The 15,950-nt window shown below is 66.3% G+C and carries 18 protein-coding genes; 12 read left to right on the top strand and 6 right to left on the bottom strand.

Annotated elements, in window-relative coordinates; all coding sequences use genetic code 11:
- Position 1 precedes the first annotated feature (1 nt).
- From IC40_RS0121265 to IC40_RS0121255, 3 genes are read right to left on the bottom strand one after another with little or no spacing between them, the layout of a single operon-like run.
- Entirely contained in the window at positions 2–604 is a 603-nt protein-coding gene (locus IC40_RS0121265) for an energy-coupling factor transporter transmembrane component T family protein (RefSeq protein ID WP_030136696.1), read from the bottom strand.
- Positions 601–1,287 (bottom strand): energy-coupling factor ABC transporter ATP-binding protein, encoded by a 687-nt coding sequence (locus tag IC40_RS0121260; protein WP_030136695.1) that lies wholly within the window; start codon positions 1,285–1,287, stop codon positions 601–603. Before IC40_RS0121260 ends, IC40_RS0121265 begins: the two co-directional genes overlap by 4 nt.
- A 19-nt stretch (positions 1,288–1,306) precedes the next feature.
- The gene (locus IC40_RS0121255; protein ID WP_030136694.1) at positions 1,307–1,909 is read right to left on the bottom strand and encodes a biotin transporter BioY; all 603 of its coding nucleotides are present in this window, start codon (positions 1,907–1,909) and stop codon (positions 1,307–1,309) included.
- Positions 1,910–2,014: 105 nt separating this feature from the next.
- On the opposite strand from IC40_RS0121255, the gene IC40_RS0121250 reads away from it, so the two are divergent.
- A complete protein-coding gene (locus IC40_RS0121250) occupies positions 2,015–3,028 on the top strand; it encodes a TerC family protein (protein WP_030136693.1) in 1,014 nt (337 codons plus the stop codon).
- A 9-nt stretch (positions 3,029–3,037) separates the two neighbouring features.
- Positions 3,038–4,624 (top strand): MFS transporter, encoded by a 1,587-nt coding sequence (locus tag IC40_RS0121245; RefSeq protein ID WP_030136692.1) that lies wholly within the window; start codon positions 3,038–3,040, stop codon positions 4,622–4,624.
- An 87-nt stretch (positions 4,625–4,711) separates the two neighbouring features.
- Here the strand turns inward: IC40_RS0121245 and IC40_RS0121240 are convergent, their stop codons facing one another.
- Together IC40_RS0121240 and IC40_RS27380 are read right to left on the bottom strand one after the other, a co-directional pair.
- On the bottom strand, positions 4,712–5,011 hold the full coding sequence (locus IC40_RS0121240) for a hypothetical protein (RefSeq protein ID WP_051644411.1): 300 nt from the start codon (positions 5,009–5,011) through the stop codon (positions 4,712–4,714).
- 99 nt (positions 5,012–5,110) lie between these two features.
- Positions 5,111–6,094: a hypothetical protein gene (locus IC40_RS27380; protein ID WP_081843510.1), complete on the bottom strand. Its 984-nt coding sequence runs from the start codon at positions 6,092–6,094 to the stop codon at positions 5,111–5,113.
- Positions 6,095–6,229: 135 nt separating this feature from the next.
- Here IC40_RS27380 and IC40_RS0121230 point away from each other — a divergent pair, with 135 nt between their 5' ends.
- The 9 genes from IC40_RS0121230 (at position 6,230) to IC40_RS0121190 (ending at position 14,141) form a co-directional block, all read left to right on the top strand.
- A complete protein-coding gene (locus tag IC40_RS0121230) occupies positions 6,230–7,087 on the top strand; it encodes an oxidoreductase (RefSeq protein ID WP_030136689.1) in 858 nt (285 codons plus the stop codon).
- A 58-nt stretch (positions 7,088–7,145) separates the two neighbouring features.
- Positions 7,146–8,009 (top strand): magnesium and cobalt transport protein CorA, encoded by an 864-nt coding sequence (locus tag IC40_RS0121225; RefSeq protein ID WP_234411600.1) that lies wholly within the window; start codon positions 7,146–7,148, stop codon positions 8,007–8,009.
- Positions 8,006–9,244: an NRAMP family divalent metal transporter gene (locus IC40_RS0121220; protein ID WP_030136687.1), complete on the top strand. Its 1,239-nt coding sequence runs from the start codon at positions 8,006–8,008 to the stop codon at positions 9,242–9,244. Before IC40_RS0121225 ends, IC40_RS0121220 begins: the two co-directional genes overlap by 4 nt.
- A 67-nt stretch (positions 9,245–9,311) precedes the next feature.
- Positions 9,312–9,434, top strand: a complete 123-nt coding sequence (locus IC40_RS28480; RefSeq protein WP_267880948.1) for a hypothetical protein — start codon at positions 9,312–9,314, stop codon at positions 9,432–9,434.
- A gap of 171 nt (positions 9,435–9,605) precedes the next feature.
- On the top strand, positions 9,606–10,016 hold the full coding sequence (locus IC40_RS0121210; RefSeq protein WP_030136686.1) for an SCP2 sterol-binding domain-containing protein: 411 nt from the start codon (positions 9,606–9,608) through the stop codon (positions 10,014–10,016).
- Positions 10,009–11,067, top strand: coding sequence for an alcohol dehydrogenase catalytic domain-containing protein (locus IC40_RS0121205; protein WP_051644405.1), 1,059 nt, complete (start codon positions 10,009–10,011; stop codon positions 11,065–11,067). Before IC40_RS0121210 ends, IC40_RS0121205 begins: the two co-directional genes overlap by 8 nt.
- A 1-nt stretch (position 11,068) precedes the next feature.
- The gene (locus IC40_RS0121200) at positions 11,069–12,589 is read left to right on the top strand and encodes an aldehyde dehydrogenase family protein (protein ID WP_030136684.1); all 1,521 of its coding nucleotides are present in this window, start codon (positions 11,069–11,071) and stop codon (positions 12,587–12,589) included.
- On the top strand, positions 12,586–13,941 hold the full coding sequence (locus IC40_RS0121195; RefSeq protein WP_030136683.1) for a cytochrome P450: 1,356 nt from the start codon (positions 12,586–12,588) through the stop codon (positions 13,939–13,941). Before IC40_RS0121200 ends, IC40_RS0121195 begins: the two co-directional genes overlap by 4 nt.
- The gene (locus IC40_RS0121190) at positions 13,938–14,141 is read left to right on the top strand and encodes a ferredoxin (RefSeq protein WP_030136682.1); all 204 of its coding nucleotides are present in this window, start codon (positions 13,938–13,940) and stop codon (positions 14,139–14,141) included. The genes IC40_RS0121195 and IC40_RS0121190 overlap by 4 nt, the downstream gene beginning before the upstream one ends.
- Here the strand turns inward: IC40_RS0121190 and IC40_RS0121185 are convergent, their stop codons facing one another.
- Positions 14,142–15,221 carry a LuxR C-terminal-related transcriptional regulator gene (locus IC40_RS0121185; protein ID WP_051644404.1) on the bottom strand — a complete coding sequence of 360 codons (1,080 nt, stop codon included), beginning with the start codon at positions 15,219–15,221 and terminating at the stop codon, positions 14,142–14,144. It abuts the gene before it with no gap.
- A 113-nt stretch (positions 15,222–15,334) separates the two neighbouring features.
- On the opposite strand from IC40_RS0121185, the gene IC40_RS0121180 reads away from it, so the two are divergent.
- Positions 15,335–15,946, top strand: a complete 612-nt coding sequence (locus IC40_RS0121180) for a PadR family transcriptional regulator (protein WP_158631984.1) — start codon at positions 15,335–15,337, stop codon at positions 15,944–15,946.
- Positions 15,947–15,950: the final 4 nt, after the last annotated feature.

Genomic DNA, 15,950 nt, shown 5'->3' with positions numbered 1-15,950 from the left:
GTCAGTCGAGACCGCGTGCAATCAACGCCTCGTTGAAATCATCGGCGGCCTGCAAGGCCCCCACGATGATCGGGACGAACACGATCCGTGGGGTGACGCGCAGGCCACGGGCGCGCCGCGCCTCGTCGACGCGGGCGATGATGTCGACCAGCAAGGGGATCGATCGGATCGTCAGGGCGAGGGCCAGGGCCACCTGCCGGACCGGAAAGCCGAACCGCGCCAGCGGCGCCATCGCTCGCATCGCCGCGTCGAGCATCGCCGTCGTCCGGGTGGTCAGGGTCACCATCGCCGCCGAGGCCACCGCGAGCAACAGCACCCCGCACACCACCAGCGCTCGGCGCCAGTCGGTGAGTACTACCTGCAGAACGAAGATGGCCCCCACCACCCAGAGCACCTGGCGCAGTTGCACGATCAGCGACCAGACCGGCAGCCGCGCCGAGATGGCGGCCACCAGCAGCGCGACGGTGGCCACCGCCAGCCGAGCCGGGGAATCCACCACGATGGTCATCACGATGATGACCGCACCCAGCCCGACCAGCTTCACCCCGGCCGGGGATCGGTGCAGCCACGATGTCCCCGGCCGGTAATCGCCAAGCACGCTCACCCCATCAACCGCCGGTACACCGCGAGCGCGGCGGTAGGTGCGTCATCGGCCACCACCCGGCCCTCGTCCAACACGATCACCCGATCGGCGTCCTGGATGAGGTCCAGGTCATGGGTGACAACGATCAATTGGGTGTCCAGATCGGCGAAGGCGGCGCGGAGCATCCGTGCGTTGCGCAGATCCAACAGCGTGGTCGGCTCGTCGGCGACCACCACCGCCGGCTCGGTGACCAACACGGTGGCCAGCGCCAACAACTGCTTCTGTCCGCCCGAGAGCAGGTGCGCGGGTTGATCGGCATGCCCGGACAGTCCGAACCTCTCGAGCACCTCGGCCACCCGCGCTGTCTTGGCGGCCCGATCCATCGACAGACGCGACAGCGAGAGCTCGACGTCCTCGCCCACGGTCGGCATCAGGATCTGGCGGTCGGGGTCGGTGAACACGAACCCGACCAGTCGGCGCACCTGTTTGACCGAGCGCCTGGTGTCCAGGCCGCGCACCCGCACCACGCCGGTATCGGGTATCACCAGCCCGTTGAACAACCGGGCCAGGGTCGACTTACCGCTGCCGTTGGCTCCGACGATGCCGACACGACGCTCGCCGATGGTCAGCGTGATGTCGCGCAACACCGTGCGCTCCCCGAATGCGTGTGAGACGCCGTCGAGGACGATGGTCTCCTCGGTCACGCTGTGTCCGTCCCCCCGCCTAGGCCCGCGGGGTCCGCCACGGCGTGATCAGCCCGGGGCGCGCGCGATGGACCTGCGCGGCGACGACACCGCACAACACCGCCTTGGCGATATCGCCGGGCACATAGATGCCGTTGGTGGCCAACGCGGCCCACCAGGACAGGTCGGTACGCAGCATCAAACCAGCGGTGCCGAACAGGTAGATCACCGCCATCCCGCCGACGATATTGATGCCGATACCCCACAGCGTCCGGTAGCGCGGCATCATCAGCGCGGTCAGCGTCCCGATCACGATGACGGCGGGCAGCCAGCCGACGAAGAACCCGGCCGTAGGCGACGACAGTGACACCAGCCCGGTGCGGCCACCGGCCAGGATCGGTAGACCCGCGATGGCCAGCACGGCGAACAACCCGACGGCCAACGCGCCCTTACGCGGTCCCAGGATCGATCCGGCCAACATCACACCCAGGGTCTGCAACGTGATGGGTACACCCGTCGGCCCGATCGTCAGCGTGCCGGGCAGACCCAGCGCGGCCAACAGACCAGCGAAAACGGCGGCCTGGGTCAGGTCGGCGGACTCGATGCGTCCGAACCGACGGGACCGGGAGGTCTGTGCACTCACGGACGAATTATCGTCGACACCAGGAAGTGATTGACGACTCCCCCGACTGGGTACCGGTGATCTTGAAAACCGGACGTGCCGGTCATGCGGAGGAGACGCACACACATGCTCGATATCAGCCCGGTGACGTGGGGCCTGACGATAGCCGTGATCATCGTCCTGCTCGCCGTCGACCTCCTGTTGGCCGCGCTGCGACCACACCGGGTCGGGTTCAAGGAGGCCACCGCGTGGTCGGTGTTCTACATATTGGTGGCCGTGGCGTTCGGGGTCTGGTTCGCCATGACCTACGGCGGTGACGCCGGCACCGAGTACTTCGCGGGCTATCTGGTCGAGAAGAGCCTTTCGGTGGACAACCTGTTCGTCTTCGTCATCATCATGACGACGTTCGCCGTCCCCGAGGAGCACCAGCACAAGGTGCTGACCTTCGGCATCATCCTGGCGTTGATCATGCGCGCCATCTTCATCGCACTGGGCGCGACGCTGCTGTCGCTGTTCTCGTTCATGTTCCTGGTGTTCGGCCTGCTGCTCATCTATACCGCCATTCAGCTGTTTCGGCACCGCGACGAGGATCCCGACGTCGAGAACAACTTCGTCGTCCGCGCGACGCGCCGCTTCGTGCCGGTGACCGATGACTATGACGGCGGAAAGCTGTTCACCCGGGCGCAGGGCCGCCGGATGGCGACGCCGATGCTGGCGGTGCTGATCGCGATCGGCAGCGTCGATCTGTTGTTCGCGCTGGACTCCATTCCCGCGGTCTTCGGCATCACCAGCGAGGCCTATATAGTCTTCGCCGCCAACGCCTTTGCGCTGCTGGGGCTGCGCGCGCTGTTCTTCCTCGTGAAGGGGCTGCTCGACCGGTTGGTGTACCTGTCGACCGGACTGTCGATCATCTTGGCCTTCATCGGCGTGAAGCTCGTCCTGCACTGGGGCCATGTCGACGTCAACCCCAGCATTCCCGAGATCGACACGTACGTGAGCCTGGCCGTGATCATCGTCATCCTGACGATCGTGACGGTCGCCAGCCTCATCAAGACGCGCAAGGATCCCGACGCGAAGGCACACCCCGGTTCGTTGCGGGCCAGCCCGCACCGGCCGGAAGAGCGCACCGATGGCGCGTAGATTGAGCCCGTGAGCTCACCGGTGACGACCTGGGCGCCGTTACGGTCGCCGGTCTTCCGGGCGTTGTGGATCGCGCAGTTCGTCTCCAATCTCGGCACCTGGATGCAGATGGTGGGCGCCCAGTGGATGCTCGTCGGTGATCCGCGAGCGGCCGTGCTCGTGCCCCTGGTACAGACCGCCACCACGCTGCCGGTCATGCTGCTGGCGCTGCCCTCCGGAGTGCTGGCCGATCTGATCGACCGGCGACGGCTGCTCATCGCGACCCAGGGGGCGATGGCATCCGCGGTCGCGTTGCTCGCGGTGCTGACCGGCACCGGACTGACCACCCCCACGGTCCTGCTGCTGCTGTTGTTCCTGATCGGGTGCGGTCAGGCACTGACCATGCCGGCCTGGCAGGCCATTCAGCCCGATCTCGTTCCCGCAGCACAAATCCCCGCAGCCGCGGCACTGGGCAGCATGAGCATGAACGGCGCCCGCGCCATCGGACCGGCGATCGCCGGGGCGCTGGTGTCGCTGTCGGGGCCCACCGTCGTGTTCGCGCTGAACGCGGTGTCCTTCGTCGGTACGGTGATCGTGTTGGTGCTCTGGCGTAGGCCCACCGTCGACCAGAATTTTCCGTCGGAACGGGCGCTGGCGGCGCTGAGCGCCGGCGGACGATACATCCGAAGCTCCCCCATCGTGCGTCGGATCCTGCTGCGTACTGCACTGTTCATCGCTCCGGCCAGCGCACTGTGGGGCCTGCTGCCGGTGATCGCCGACCGGAAGCTGGGATTGACGTCATCTGGGTACGGGTTGCTGCTCGGTGCACTCGGACTGGGCGCGGTCTTGGGCGCCGTGGGCCTGTCCCGGCTACGGTCCAGGTTCGGGGAGAACACCCTTCTGGCGTTGGCCGCCACCGGATTCGCCGCGGCGACAGCCGTTCTCGCGCTGGTGGACCAGTTCGCCGTGGTGCTCGTGGCGCTGGTGTTCGGCGGGACGGCGTGGCTGCTGTGTCTGTCCACTCTCAATGCCTCGATGCAACTGAGCCTGCCCGGGTGGGTTCGAGCCCGGGGGTTGTCGGTGTATCAGCTGATCTTCATGGGCGGGCAGGCGCTCGGGTCGATCCTGTGGGGTGTGCTGGCGGGCGCGGCCACGCCGGTGACCAGCCTGTTGGTCAGCGCGGGCCTGTTGGTCGGCTGCGCGGTCTCCACACTGTGGTGGCCCCTGCACGCCAAGACCGGCAACATCGATCTGAGCCCGTCCTCACACTGGCCCGAGCCGTCGCTGGTGATCGAGCCCGAACCCCTCGACGGTCCGGTGCTCGTCATGACCGACTATCTCGTCCCGCCCGAGGACGAAGCGCAGTTCCTGGCGGCGATGGCGGTGCTGGGCAGGTCCCGGCAGCGCACCGGAGCGGCCAGATGGCGGCTGTACCGCAGTGTCGAACGCGAGCACACCTTTGTGGAGACGTTCATCGTGCGGTCCTGGGGCGAGCACCTTCATCAGCACCACACCCGTCAGACCGGACAGGACCTGGTGATCGAGCAGAACGTCGAACGGTACGCGCAGGGAAAGCCGGTGTCACATCACCTGATTGCCGTCCCGCCGCAGCGCTGACGCCCGATACCGACTGTGCATGCACTGCGACAGATTCGCGTGATCACCGCAGTGGTTGCACACTCGGCGGCGCTCGGCCGGACGCACTCAGTCGGATGTGGCGAGCTCCTGCAGACGCTGATCGACCCGCGCCAGCGCGTCGCCGAAGACGTCGACCTTCTCACTGCGCTTCTCGTTGGCCTGCGCGGCCGCGCCGCGGCTGCCCTCGGCCTCGACCCGCGCCGCGCCCTGCCTGCGCAGCAGGCTGAAGTTCTTCTCCCGCGCAGTGCGCAATCGGCTCTGCAGCTCTTTGAGTGACTTCTCGTCCATCCGGGTCAGCGCTTCGGGATGGCTTTCGTCGATCAGGGATTCCTCGTGCGGGCTCAGGTTCACGTGGTGGTTGCTCACCCCTTGATTCATAGCCTGCGCGCACCGCCGCGGTAGCCGAATCGAGAGATACCCGATGGCGCGCAGGACGGATCAAGGCGACGCAAACGCGTCACCGCATCATGCCGCCCTGACCGAGGCGCGCACCGCAGCACAGGCGTGCTCGAATCGTTCCCACTCCTGCGCCGTCGGCCGTGCCCCTCCGCCCACCACCGCCGCCGGACTGATCTCCGGAGTCGGCAGATCAGCGTCCGCCAACAGTTCGGCCAGATGCGCGATCCGGCCTGCCGGACTGTCCGCATCGCTCTGAAAGACCCTTTTCCGAAGCCATGACTGCGCCTCGGCGACGCCGGAGTCGATATCGACCATGGGAGCGGTGATCTGCCCGCCACACCGTCGCAGGTGTTCTTCGAAACGGTCCTCCCAGAACTCGGTCCGCCACCCAGGCCACAGTTGTGGCAACCATCGCAACAAGCCCGGTACGGGGCGGGTCATCCACACCCCGAGCGTCTTGTTCGGCACGTTGACATAGACGCCGCTCTCTGGAATCACCCCCAGCTGCAAGGCCGGTTCACCGGGCCCGGGCAAGCTGTCGAGCAGGTCCGGACCGAGCCACGCCGCGCTGCTGCCCCACCACAGCGGCCACGCGCGCACCCGACCGATGCGGTCGATGACGGTGACGAGATGATGCAGCCGCCCAGTGTCCTCGGCCAGGGTCAGCTCGGGTTCGGATGGCATGTCGCGCAACGATGCCTGTGCCCCCACATATGCCGCGATCTCCGCCGTCGCACCGTACGCCCACGAGATGGTGTAACCCGGCCACAGCAGAACCAGAACTTCGAACATGGCCCGGCGTTCGTTCATGGTCGCCATGAGTTCTTCACCGAAGAACAGCAACCGGTGCTCGGTGAGATCGAGCAGCAGGCCGCCATCCGCCCACAGCTCGTCGGTCCAGAAGTCGCTGGTCTGCTGGTCCCGGATGTAGCGCACAGCCATCTCCGGCCCGGCCAGAAGCGCGTCGAGCATTCGACAGCCGGCCCAGTGCGCGTATCGCAGCTGCCAGCCGTCGTGGTCTACCAACACGATGTTGGCTCTGTTTCCCATGGTGTCCCCCAACCCCGATCGACGCCGCCACCCTCGGCAGCGCTCTTTGCATGCACTATCCACCCGACCCCCGACAAGCCCTCCACGCGCCGGCGATCGCGGAATAATCCCGCCGGTGGCGAGGTAGTGTGACCCATGACGACAACATTCCCGCTGGGCCCGTTCACCGTGAAACGCATCGGATTCGGCGCCATGCAGTTGCCCGGCCCCGGTGTGATGGGCCCGCCGCGCGACCATGATCAGGCCATCGCCGTGCTGAAGCGGGCCGTCGAGCTTGGCGTGGACCATATCGACACCGCCCAGTTCTACGGACCCGACGTTGCCAACGAGCTCATCCGCGAGGCACTGCATCCCTACCCCGAAAACCTCGCTCTGGTCAGTAAGGTCGGCGCCCGCCGCAGCGAACAGGGCGAGTGGCTGTCCGCGCAGCAACCCGATGAACTGCGCGCCGATATCGAGACCAACCTGGAAACCTTGGGTATCGATCGCCTCGCAGCGGTGAACCTGCGCATCCATTCCGGTGATCCCAACAGTGTGGGCCCGGTGGACCGGGAGCTGTTCGACCGCCAGCTCACCGCCATGATCGCGGCCCGCGACGAGGGTTTGATCGCCGGGATCGGACTGTCCAGCGTCTCGGTCGAGCACCTACGAATTGCGCTGGACCGCACCGAGATCGTCACCGTGCAGAACGCCTACAACCTGGTCGACCGCTCCTCGCAGCCGGTGCTCGACCTGTGCACCGAACACGGTATCTCCTTCGTGCCGTTCTTCCCGCTGGGCTCCGGTTTCACCACCGACAATCCGGTGCTCGGCAATGTCGCGGTGCAGAATGCGGCCACCGAGCTCGGCCGTACCCCGGCCCAGATCGCGCTGGCCTGGACGCTGTCGGTGGCACCCAACGTGCTGTTGATCCCGGGCACCTCCTCGGTGGCCCATCTGGAAGAGAACGTCGCCATCGCCGATATCGAGTTACCCGCCGACTTCACCCCCTGACCGATACCGTGGCCTCGGCAGTGCCTTCGGTGTAGGGGCAGGTCAGGAGGACACGATCGTGCCGGCCACCTTGCCGTCGACCGACGGCGTCAGACCCCGACCCGTATTGCTCAGTGAGCTGATCGGTCTGCGCGTTCACAACCCCGCCGGCCGTTGCGTCGGTCGCCTCGACGATCTGTGTGTCCCGTTCACCGGGCTCCGGGAGCCAGCGCCGGTGACCGGCCTACTCGTCGCCCGCCGACACGGTGCCCCGTTGGCCGCCCCGTGGTCGGCGGTCCTGAGCTGCACGGCGAGGGGTCTCGCGCTGGACACCGGCGTCGGTACCGCCAACTTGCCCAGGGACGACACAGAGATCTGGCTGCACCGCGATGTGCTGGATACCCAGGTCCTCGATGTCGTCGGTCGCCGAATAGCCAGGGTCTCCGACGTTCTGTTGATGAGTCGGGGCACAACGCTGGAGGCGATCGGCGTCGACGTCGGATTCGCCGGGGTAGTGCGAAGATTGGGATTGGCCAGGCTCACCGGGCATGCGCGGCACGACACCGTGGCGTGGGCCGATCTGCACCCGACTTCCGACCACGGCCACGCGATCGCGCTGTCGACCCCGCGGGCTGCTGTCCACCGTCTCGACGCTGACGCGCTGGCCCAGTTGATCGGTCGGCTGGACGTGTCTGCGGCCGCCGAGGTGGTCGCAGGCTACCCCTCTGCGGTAGCCGCTTCAGCGGTCCGGGTGAATCCCGACACCGGGGAGCGAGTGCTGCGGGCACTGCCGGATCGTGATGTCGAACGGATCGTCAGCGCGATGCCGTCCGCCCATGCGGCTCAGTGGCGCACGCGCCTTCAGCGCACACCGCGGCTGCTCGGGCGCCACTTCCTGCGATCACGGGTGTGGCCGCAGGGACGGGCACGGCGGCATCGATGACGACCGGTCCACGCGGCAAACTGACCGCCGCGGCACTCATTGCCGTCCTCGGGCCCGGCTTGCTGGCCGGCCTGTCCGACGATGATCCCGCTGGTATCACCACATACTCGGTACTCGGCGCTCAGTTCGGCTACCAGCTGCTGTGGGTGTTGTTGCTGTCCACCATCGCGCTCGTCCTGTTCCACGGGTTGGCGGCACGGATGGGCGTCGTCACGGGCCAGGGACTCATCGGTTTGGTGCGCCAGCGCTACGGCGTACGCGTCGGCGGCGCCACGCTGGCGACCCTTGTGGTCGCCAACATCGGAACCACCTGCGCCGAATTCGCGGGCATCGCGGCGGGTTCGGAGCTGTTCGGCATCAGTCGTCAGGTCAGCGTGCCTGCGGCAGCGGTCATCGTCTCACTCCTGGTGCTGCGTGGCAGCTTTCATCGCGTCGAGCATGTGTTGTTGCTGTTGTCGACGGTCTTTCTCGCTTACATCGCTTCGGGCATCCTGGCCGGACCGGATTGGGGTGCGGCCGCACGCGGACTCGTGGTGCCTTCGATGCCGGCCACGGGCGCCGCGCTGGCCATCGTGACCGCCACCGTCGGCACCACGCTGGCGCCGTGGGGTCTGTCGTTCATCCAGTCCTATGCGGTCGACAAGAAATTGCGCACCGACGATCTCCCCTTGGAGCGGGTGGACGTCGTCACCGGGGCTGCGCTGACGGGAGTGATCGGATTCTTCGTCGTGGTGGCGTGCGCGGCGACACTGCACGAGAACGGATTACAGATCACCGATGCCGCCGATGCCTCTCGGGCATTGGAGCCGTTGGCCGGCGGTGCCGCGGCCACCCTGTTCGCCATCGGACTCATGGGCGCCGCGCTGCTGGCTGCCTCGGTGTTGCCACTGTCGACCGCGTACTCGGTATGCGAGTACGCGGGCACCGAGGGAGCAGTGGACGACTCGTTCAAAGAGGCACGGACGTTCTATGTGACATTCGGGGCCGTCACCGTCGCCGGGGCAGCCGCCGTGTTGTTACCCGGGGTGCCCCTGGTCACCATTCTGGTCGCCACCCAGATCCTCAATGCCGTGCTGCTGCTGCCGATCCTGATCGCGATGATCGGCATCGCGCGCGACCGAAATTTGATGGGCGCGTTCGCCGTCGGTCGGGTCAGCACCGTCATATATGGACTGACCACCGCGGTGATCGCCGGCTGTGTGGTCGCACTCGCCGTCACCACTGTCATCGGCTGATCGCCCAGGCCGGGGCCCGCGTCTTCCCCGCCCTGGTGTCGACCAGCACCGACTGTTCCTGAACAACGTGCCGAGGGCGCAAGGTCAACCGCACACCACCATCACCGGCGGCGGGCATTTTCTGCAAGAGGACCGCGGCGCCGAACTCGCCGACTTGATCAACGGGTTCATCACTGCCACCACCCCGTAGACCCATCCCATCTTGAGGTGCCCGTTGACGTCTCGACATCGGGCACCTCGCAGCGGCACGCGATACCCCTAAGGGGATAGAAAGAGCTCACCAACGACAGCTGCCTGTAGTTCGAACGCGGTGCTTACATGGGTGACACCCGTCACACCGTGAGAACTGGAGCTTTCCGACATGGGCTTTTTCATCGACCCCGCCGAATTGGACACCTATATCGGGGGCGTCTTCCGCGACGCGCTCGACCATCCCGAATCGGGCCCGAAGCTCAAAGGTGCCAACATCATCATGCGGGTCATCTACACCGATCCCGACTGTGAGATGACGATGGTCTTCCGCCCGGACAGCAAGGTCATCTTCGGCCCCTGCGACGAGAAGGCCGATGTCACCCTGTTGATGCGCGGCGACACCGGCGACCAGTTCTGGCGGGGTGAGTACAACCTCGCGATCGGGTTGGCCAAGGGGCAGGTCAAGGCCAAGGGACCGGTCAACAAGATCCTGAAGCTGGTCCCGTTGACCAAGCCGCTGTTCCCGATGTACCGCGAGAAGGTCGCCGTCAAGGACGCCCAGGCCGGCACGCATGCCTGACACCATGCGGGCGGTGATCCTGCGCGAACCGTACCGGGTAGAGGTCGCAGAGCTCCCGATACCCGAGATCTCCAGTCCCACAGATGTTTTGGTCCGGGTTGAACGGACCGCCATCTGCGGTACCGATCTGCACCCCTACGAGGGCCGCCTGGAACTGGAGCCCGATATCGTGCTGGGCCACGAGTTCCTCGGCACCGTCGTCGCGGCGGGTTCCGCCGTCGGCCGCTTCGCCGAGGGCGATCGGGTCGTGAGCTCGTGTGTGGTCAGCTGTGGAGCCTGCCACCAGTGCCGCCGCCATCAGCCCGGCAACTGTGCGGGTTCGCGAATCTTCGGCCTCGGGTTGGCGCTGGGCGACCTGGCCGGTGGACAGGCCGAGTACGTGGTGGTGCCCAATGCCGACAGCACCGCGCGGGCCATCCCTGACACCGGCTCGGCGTGCGATGACGACTTCCTCTTCGCCGGCGACATCATGACCACCGGATACGAAGCGGTCGCGCGGGCCATCACCCCTGGCGACACCGTCGCCGTGGTGGGCGCGGGCCCGGTCGGTCTGTGCGCGGCCATGGCCGCCGACATCCTGGGCGCCGCACAGGTGATCGTCATCGACAAGGTCGCGGCCCGGCTCAAGGAGGCCGCCAACCTCGGTGCCGTGGCTGTGGACGCGTCCGAAGACGACCCGGCCGATGCGGTGCTCGATCTGACCGACTGGCGCGGCGCTGACGTCGTGATCGACGCCGTCGGCCACGAATCGGCCTTGTTGTCCTCGATCACACTGGTACGTGCGGGCGGCACGTTGTCCATCCCGGGTGTGTACAACGAGGACGCGATCACATTGCCATTCGGCGAGCTGTACCTCAAGGGTGTGACGCTGCAGATGGGCGTCTCGCATATCACCGAGTACATGGACGAGGTCATCGCCCTGAACTGCGCGGGCAAGCTGCGGCCCAGTTCGATCATCTCCCATCGGATGGGGTTGTCCTCCGCAGTCGAGGCCTACCGGATGTTCGAGGCGCGCGAGGCCACCAAGATCGTCCTGGATCCGAGGATCTGATATGACAAGCGTTGCTCTCCAACACCATTCGATGCTCATCGGTGGACGCGATGTCGACACCGAACGCCACCGCGAGATCGTCGACCCGAGCAACGGGGACACCGTCGCCACGGTCGCACACGGCAATGCCGGCCACGTCGACGACGCCGTGGCCGCGGCGCGCGCGACATTCGAGTCCGGGGTCTGGCGTCACCGCACTCCCCAGGAGCGCGCCGCCGTCATGCGCCGGATCGTCGCGGCGGCCAATGATGCCGCCGAGGAGCTCGTCGAGCTGGAGCTGAGCGCCAACGGCGCAACGGTACGGCAGGCCACCGGGTTCCACATCGGTTACGCCCTGGCTCATTTCAGCTATTTCGCCGATCTGGCTGAAACCTACGCCTGGCAGCGTCCCGCGCCGATCACCTCGTTCCCGGCCCTTGGCCAGGCCGTCGTACACCGCGAGCCCATCGGTGTCGTGGGGGCCATCGCGCCGTGGAACTTCCCGCTCCTGCTCACGCTGTGGAAGGTCGGGCCTGCGCTGGCCGCCGGCAACAGCGTCGTCGTCAAACCCGACGAGCACACGCCGCTGTCGATCCTGGCGTTCGCGCGCATCGCGGAGGCCAACGGACTGCCGCCAGGCGTGCTCAATGTCGTCACCGGTGACGGACCGGACGCCGGCGCGCGGTTGGCCGGCCATCCCGACGTCGGCAAGATCGCGTTCACCGGTTCCACCGCGGTGGGCCGCGAGATCATGCGACTGGCCGCGGGCACCGTCAAGCAGGTCACCCTCGAACTCGGGGGCAAAGGACCCTCGATCGTGCTGGACGACGCCGATCTGGATCTCGCGGTCGACGGTGTGCTCTACGGATGCTTCGTCTACTCCGGCCAGATCTGCGAATCCGGTACCCGCGCCTTGGTTCCGGCATTGCTGCATGACGAGTTCGTCTCTCGCTTGGTGGCCAGAGCCACGACCATCACCATGGGTCCGACCCGTGACTGGGACACCGATATGGGCCCGGTGATCAATGGCAGACAACAGAGCCGCATTCTGGACCACATCCGGGCAGCGGTTGCCGAGGGAGCCGTTGTCGCACTGGGAGGCGAGGCGCTGGACCAACCGGGATTCTGGGTGACACCGACCATCCTCACCGGCGTGCGAAACGCTATGCGGATCGCCCGGGAAGAAGTGTTCGGCCCGGTCCTGGTGGTCATCCCCTACGCCGACGAGGACGAGGCTGCGGCCATCGCCAACGACTCGGAATATGGTCTGGCGGCGAGTATCTGGAGTTCGGACAACACCAGGGCGCTGGAGCTGGCCGAGCGTATCGCCTGCGGCAGCGTATGGATCAACGACGCGCACCAGATCAACTGTCAGGTGCCCTTCGGTGGATATAAACAGAGCGGATTGGGCCGCGAACTCGGGCCCGATGCGTTGGACGCCTACACCGAGACCAAGACCGTTCACCTGGATCTGTCCGGGGGCCGGCCGCCGAAACCCTATGACATCCTGCTCAGCCACGCCGACGACGGAGAAAACCCATGAGCACTGTGGACAACGAATTGTTCAGCGCCGATCTGTCATTCGATGACGACGACGATACGGTCGACGTTCCGCCCACCAATGACGTCGCGGCCACCAGGGTCTATGACCCGATCAATGTCTCGACCGACGCGTTCTGGGATCTGGACCTGCCCGACCGCGAACCCATCTTCGCGGAGCTGCGTGCGCACCGCCCGGTGAGCTGGCAACCGCCCATCGAGACCGCGGTCTCCCCCGATCCCGATGATCCCGGTTATTGGGCGGTGGTGCGGCACGCCGATATCGTCGAGATCAGTCAGAACAGTGACGTGTTCGTGTCCCGGTACGGCGTCATGTTCGACATGCTGCCGCCGGTGTTCCTGGAGATGGCGATGTCCTTTCTCGCAATGGACAATCCGCAGCACCACAAGATCCGGCGATTGGTCAGCTCGGTGTTCACGCCCCGCCAGATCCGGCGCATCGAGGGCGATATCGCCTCCCGCGCCCAACGCATCGTTGCCGCCGCGGTGGACAAGGGTCGCTCCGGCGAAGCGGTCGACTTCGTGGCCGATATCGCCCGGCATTTGCCCACTGAGATGTTCGGCGACATGTTCGGATTCCCCGAGGACATGCGGGCCGATGTGGTGCACGCAGCCGATGAAACGCAGGCCTGGGCCGACCCGGTCCTGCTGGCCGGCCGAGATCCCGCCGAGGTGCAGATCGAGGCCGCCCTGCGCATTCACGATATGACCCAAGAGCTCATCGACGAGCGCCGAGCCGCCCCACGGGAGGATCTGCTGTCGGCCCTGGTGAGTGCCGAGGTCGACGGCGAGAAGCTCTCCGATTTCGAGATCGGTGCCACCATGGTGCTGTTCTCGGTGGCCGCCAATGACACGACCCGGCACACGTCGAGCTTGGCGGCCAAGGCGCTCAACGATTTTCCGCAGCAACGGGCCTTTCTGTGGGAGGACTTCGACGGCAGGATCAACCCGGCCATCGAAGAGTTCCTGCGGTGGGGTTCGGTGGTACAGAACTTCCGCCGAACCTGCGTCAGTCCGTACGAACTCGGCGGTCAGCAGATCCTGCCGGGCGACAAGGTGGTCATGATGTATGCGTCGGGCAACCGCGACGAGTCCGTGTTCGCCGATCCGACCGTTTTCGATCTCGGCCGAGGCGCCAACCCGCATATGGCGTTCGGTGGGGGCGGGATCCACTATTGTCTTGGCAGCCAGCTCGCCAAGGTCATGCTTCGCTCGCTGTTCCGCGAGCTCTACACCCAGGCACCCGACTTCAGCACCGGCGTCCCGGAACTGGTGCGAACCAACTTCATCAGGGGCGTGCTGAGCATGCCGTTCGACCCGGGCGCCCCGGCATGAGCGGGTGGCGAGTGCTCATCGACATCGACAGGTGCTCGGGTATCGGCATGTGTGAGGCGCTGGCACCCGATGTGTTCGAGGTGGGCGACGACGGCCGGGTACACGCCCCGCGCGACGATATCGCAGACGGTATGCGTGATCAGGTCGAGGAGGCGGCGCGCAGTTGTCCGACGCAGTCGCTTCGGGTGCAGACCGCCTGATCACCCAGCTTGGGACTGATAGAGCATGGCGACGGCCTCCACCCGGTTCTCAGCGCCGAGTTTGCGCAGGATGTGTTTGACGTGTTGTTTGACCGTGCCCTCGGAGATGAACAGCTTGGCGGCGATCGCGGCGTTGGTGCGGCCGTTGGCCATGTGCTCGAGAATTTCGCCTTCGCGCGCGGTGAGGAGCCTCCGAACCGACCGAAGGCCCTGACGCACCGGTGCGGACGGTTCCTCGTCACGACCGACCGGAGTCAGCGCATAGTCACCGACACCTATGGCGGCCTCGGTACAGTCGCGGGCTACCGATTGCAGTGCCGCGCTCACCGAGTGCAGCCGCTCGGCGGCCCGCGCCCGGCTGAACGCCAGCGCCAGCCCGTGTGCGTAGGCGGTGAGCACCTCGCAGTCGACGTCGTCGGTGTCGCGGCGCTGTCGGTAGCGGTCGGCATGGATCAGCGCCACGACACGATCTCCGGCCATGACGGGAGCGGCGACATAGGAACTGCAACGAGAGGCATCGGCAATCGGCCGGTGGACTCGGGATTCGTGCTGGACGTCGGTGACCAGCCGAGCCTCTCGACGGCGCACGATCTCGGTCTCGAACAGGCCACGCACCAGAGGTTGGGACTGCTCTTGTCCGACCCTGTTGATCTCGGCGGCCCAATCCGGTTCGTCGGGGATGTGGACCGAGTGCGAGACCCAGACCCCGTCGACGATGCGGGAGAAGATGGCCCTGTCGAATCCGAGCCCGGTGACCAGTTGGGGGGCCAGTTCCATCAGCTCGGTCACGGTGCACGGCGCGGCGTCCAGCCGGGCGAGCGCATCGCCGAGCCCACGAGTTCGACTCGTGGCCTGCGTCACTGCGGCGTCGGCACCCGCCAGCGCGCGTAGCGCCGCGAGCACCGCGACCGCCTCGTTGTCACCGTCGAGTGCTTCGGCCAAAGTAGACCAGGCGTCGGCGAGCACCTGCCGCGCCGCCTGCGGCGATACACCGGCGGGATCGGCGCCATCGACCATGTCGGCGTTGGTCACCGACCGCAGTTCGGCCAGCACCGCGTGCAACCGGCCATCACGTGTCACGTGTGACCCATCCCGTCCTGCGCCAGTGCTGTGAGGCACCACACAAGGGTAGACGACCATTTCCCTGTCGCCATCACTGGTCGCCTTCACCGTATCAATGATACGGTGCAGTGGTGTCCGAGGGTTTCCGCGTCACCCACCTGTCCTATGTGGTTCTGGGGGTGACCGCCGTGCGGGGCCCCACGACCTCGTACCAGCTCAAGCAGTACGTCGCCGAGTCCATCGCCTACCTGTGGCCGCTACAACACGCGACGCTGTACCGCGAGCCGCGCCGACTGGAGGCTGCCGGACTGCTGCGATCCGAGACCGAAGACGGTGGGCGCAAGCGTCAGTTCTTCACGATCACCGACAAAGGCCTTGACTGCCTTCGCGATTGGCTTCGCGACCCCACGACATCGCTGCCGGCCGAACTCCACGACGAAGCGCTTCTCAAGCTGCATTTCGGTGAGCTCGTCGACCCGTCGAGCATGCGCGAGCTCGCCGAGAACCAAATCGTCGAACGTAAAGCACGCCTTGCCTATTACGCGGATTTGGAGCGGCGATACCAGGATCGGCCCGATCTCGGCTATCCGCTGGCGACGTTGAAGGCCGGCCAGATGATCGAGAAGGCCTCCATCGCGTTCTGGCGCGAGATCGCCGAAACCGCTGACGAACTGGCGCCGTCGCGTCCCGGCTCGGTGCCGCCACCCCCGCTGTCCCCCATCATCCACACCGACCGAAAGTGATTGC

Origin of the sequence: Mycolicibacterium neoaurum ATCC 25795, assembly GCF_000691525.1 — a bacterium.
Taxonomy (GTDB): Bacteria; Actinomycetota; Actinomycetes; order Mycobacteriales; family Mycobacteriaceae; genus Mycobacterium; species Mycobacterium neoaurum.
Note: the sequence above shows the minus strand (reverse complement) of the source record. Positions and strands in the feature narration are given on the sequence as shown.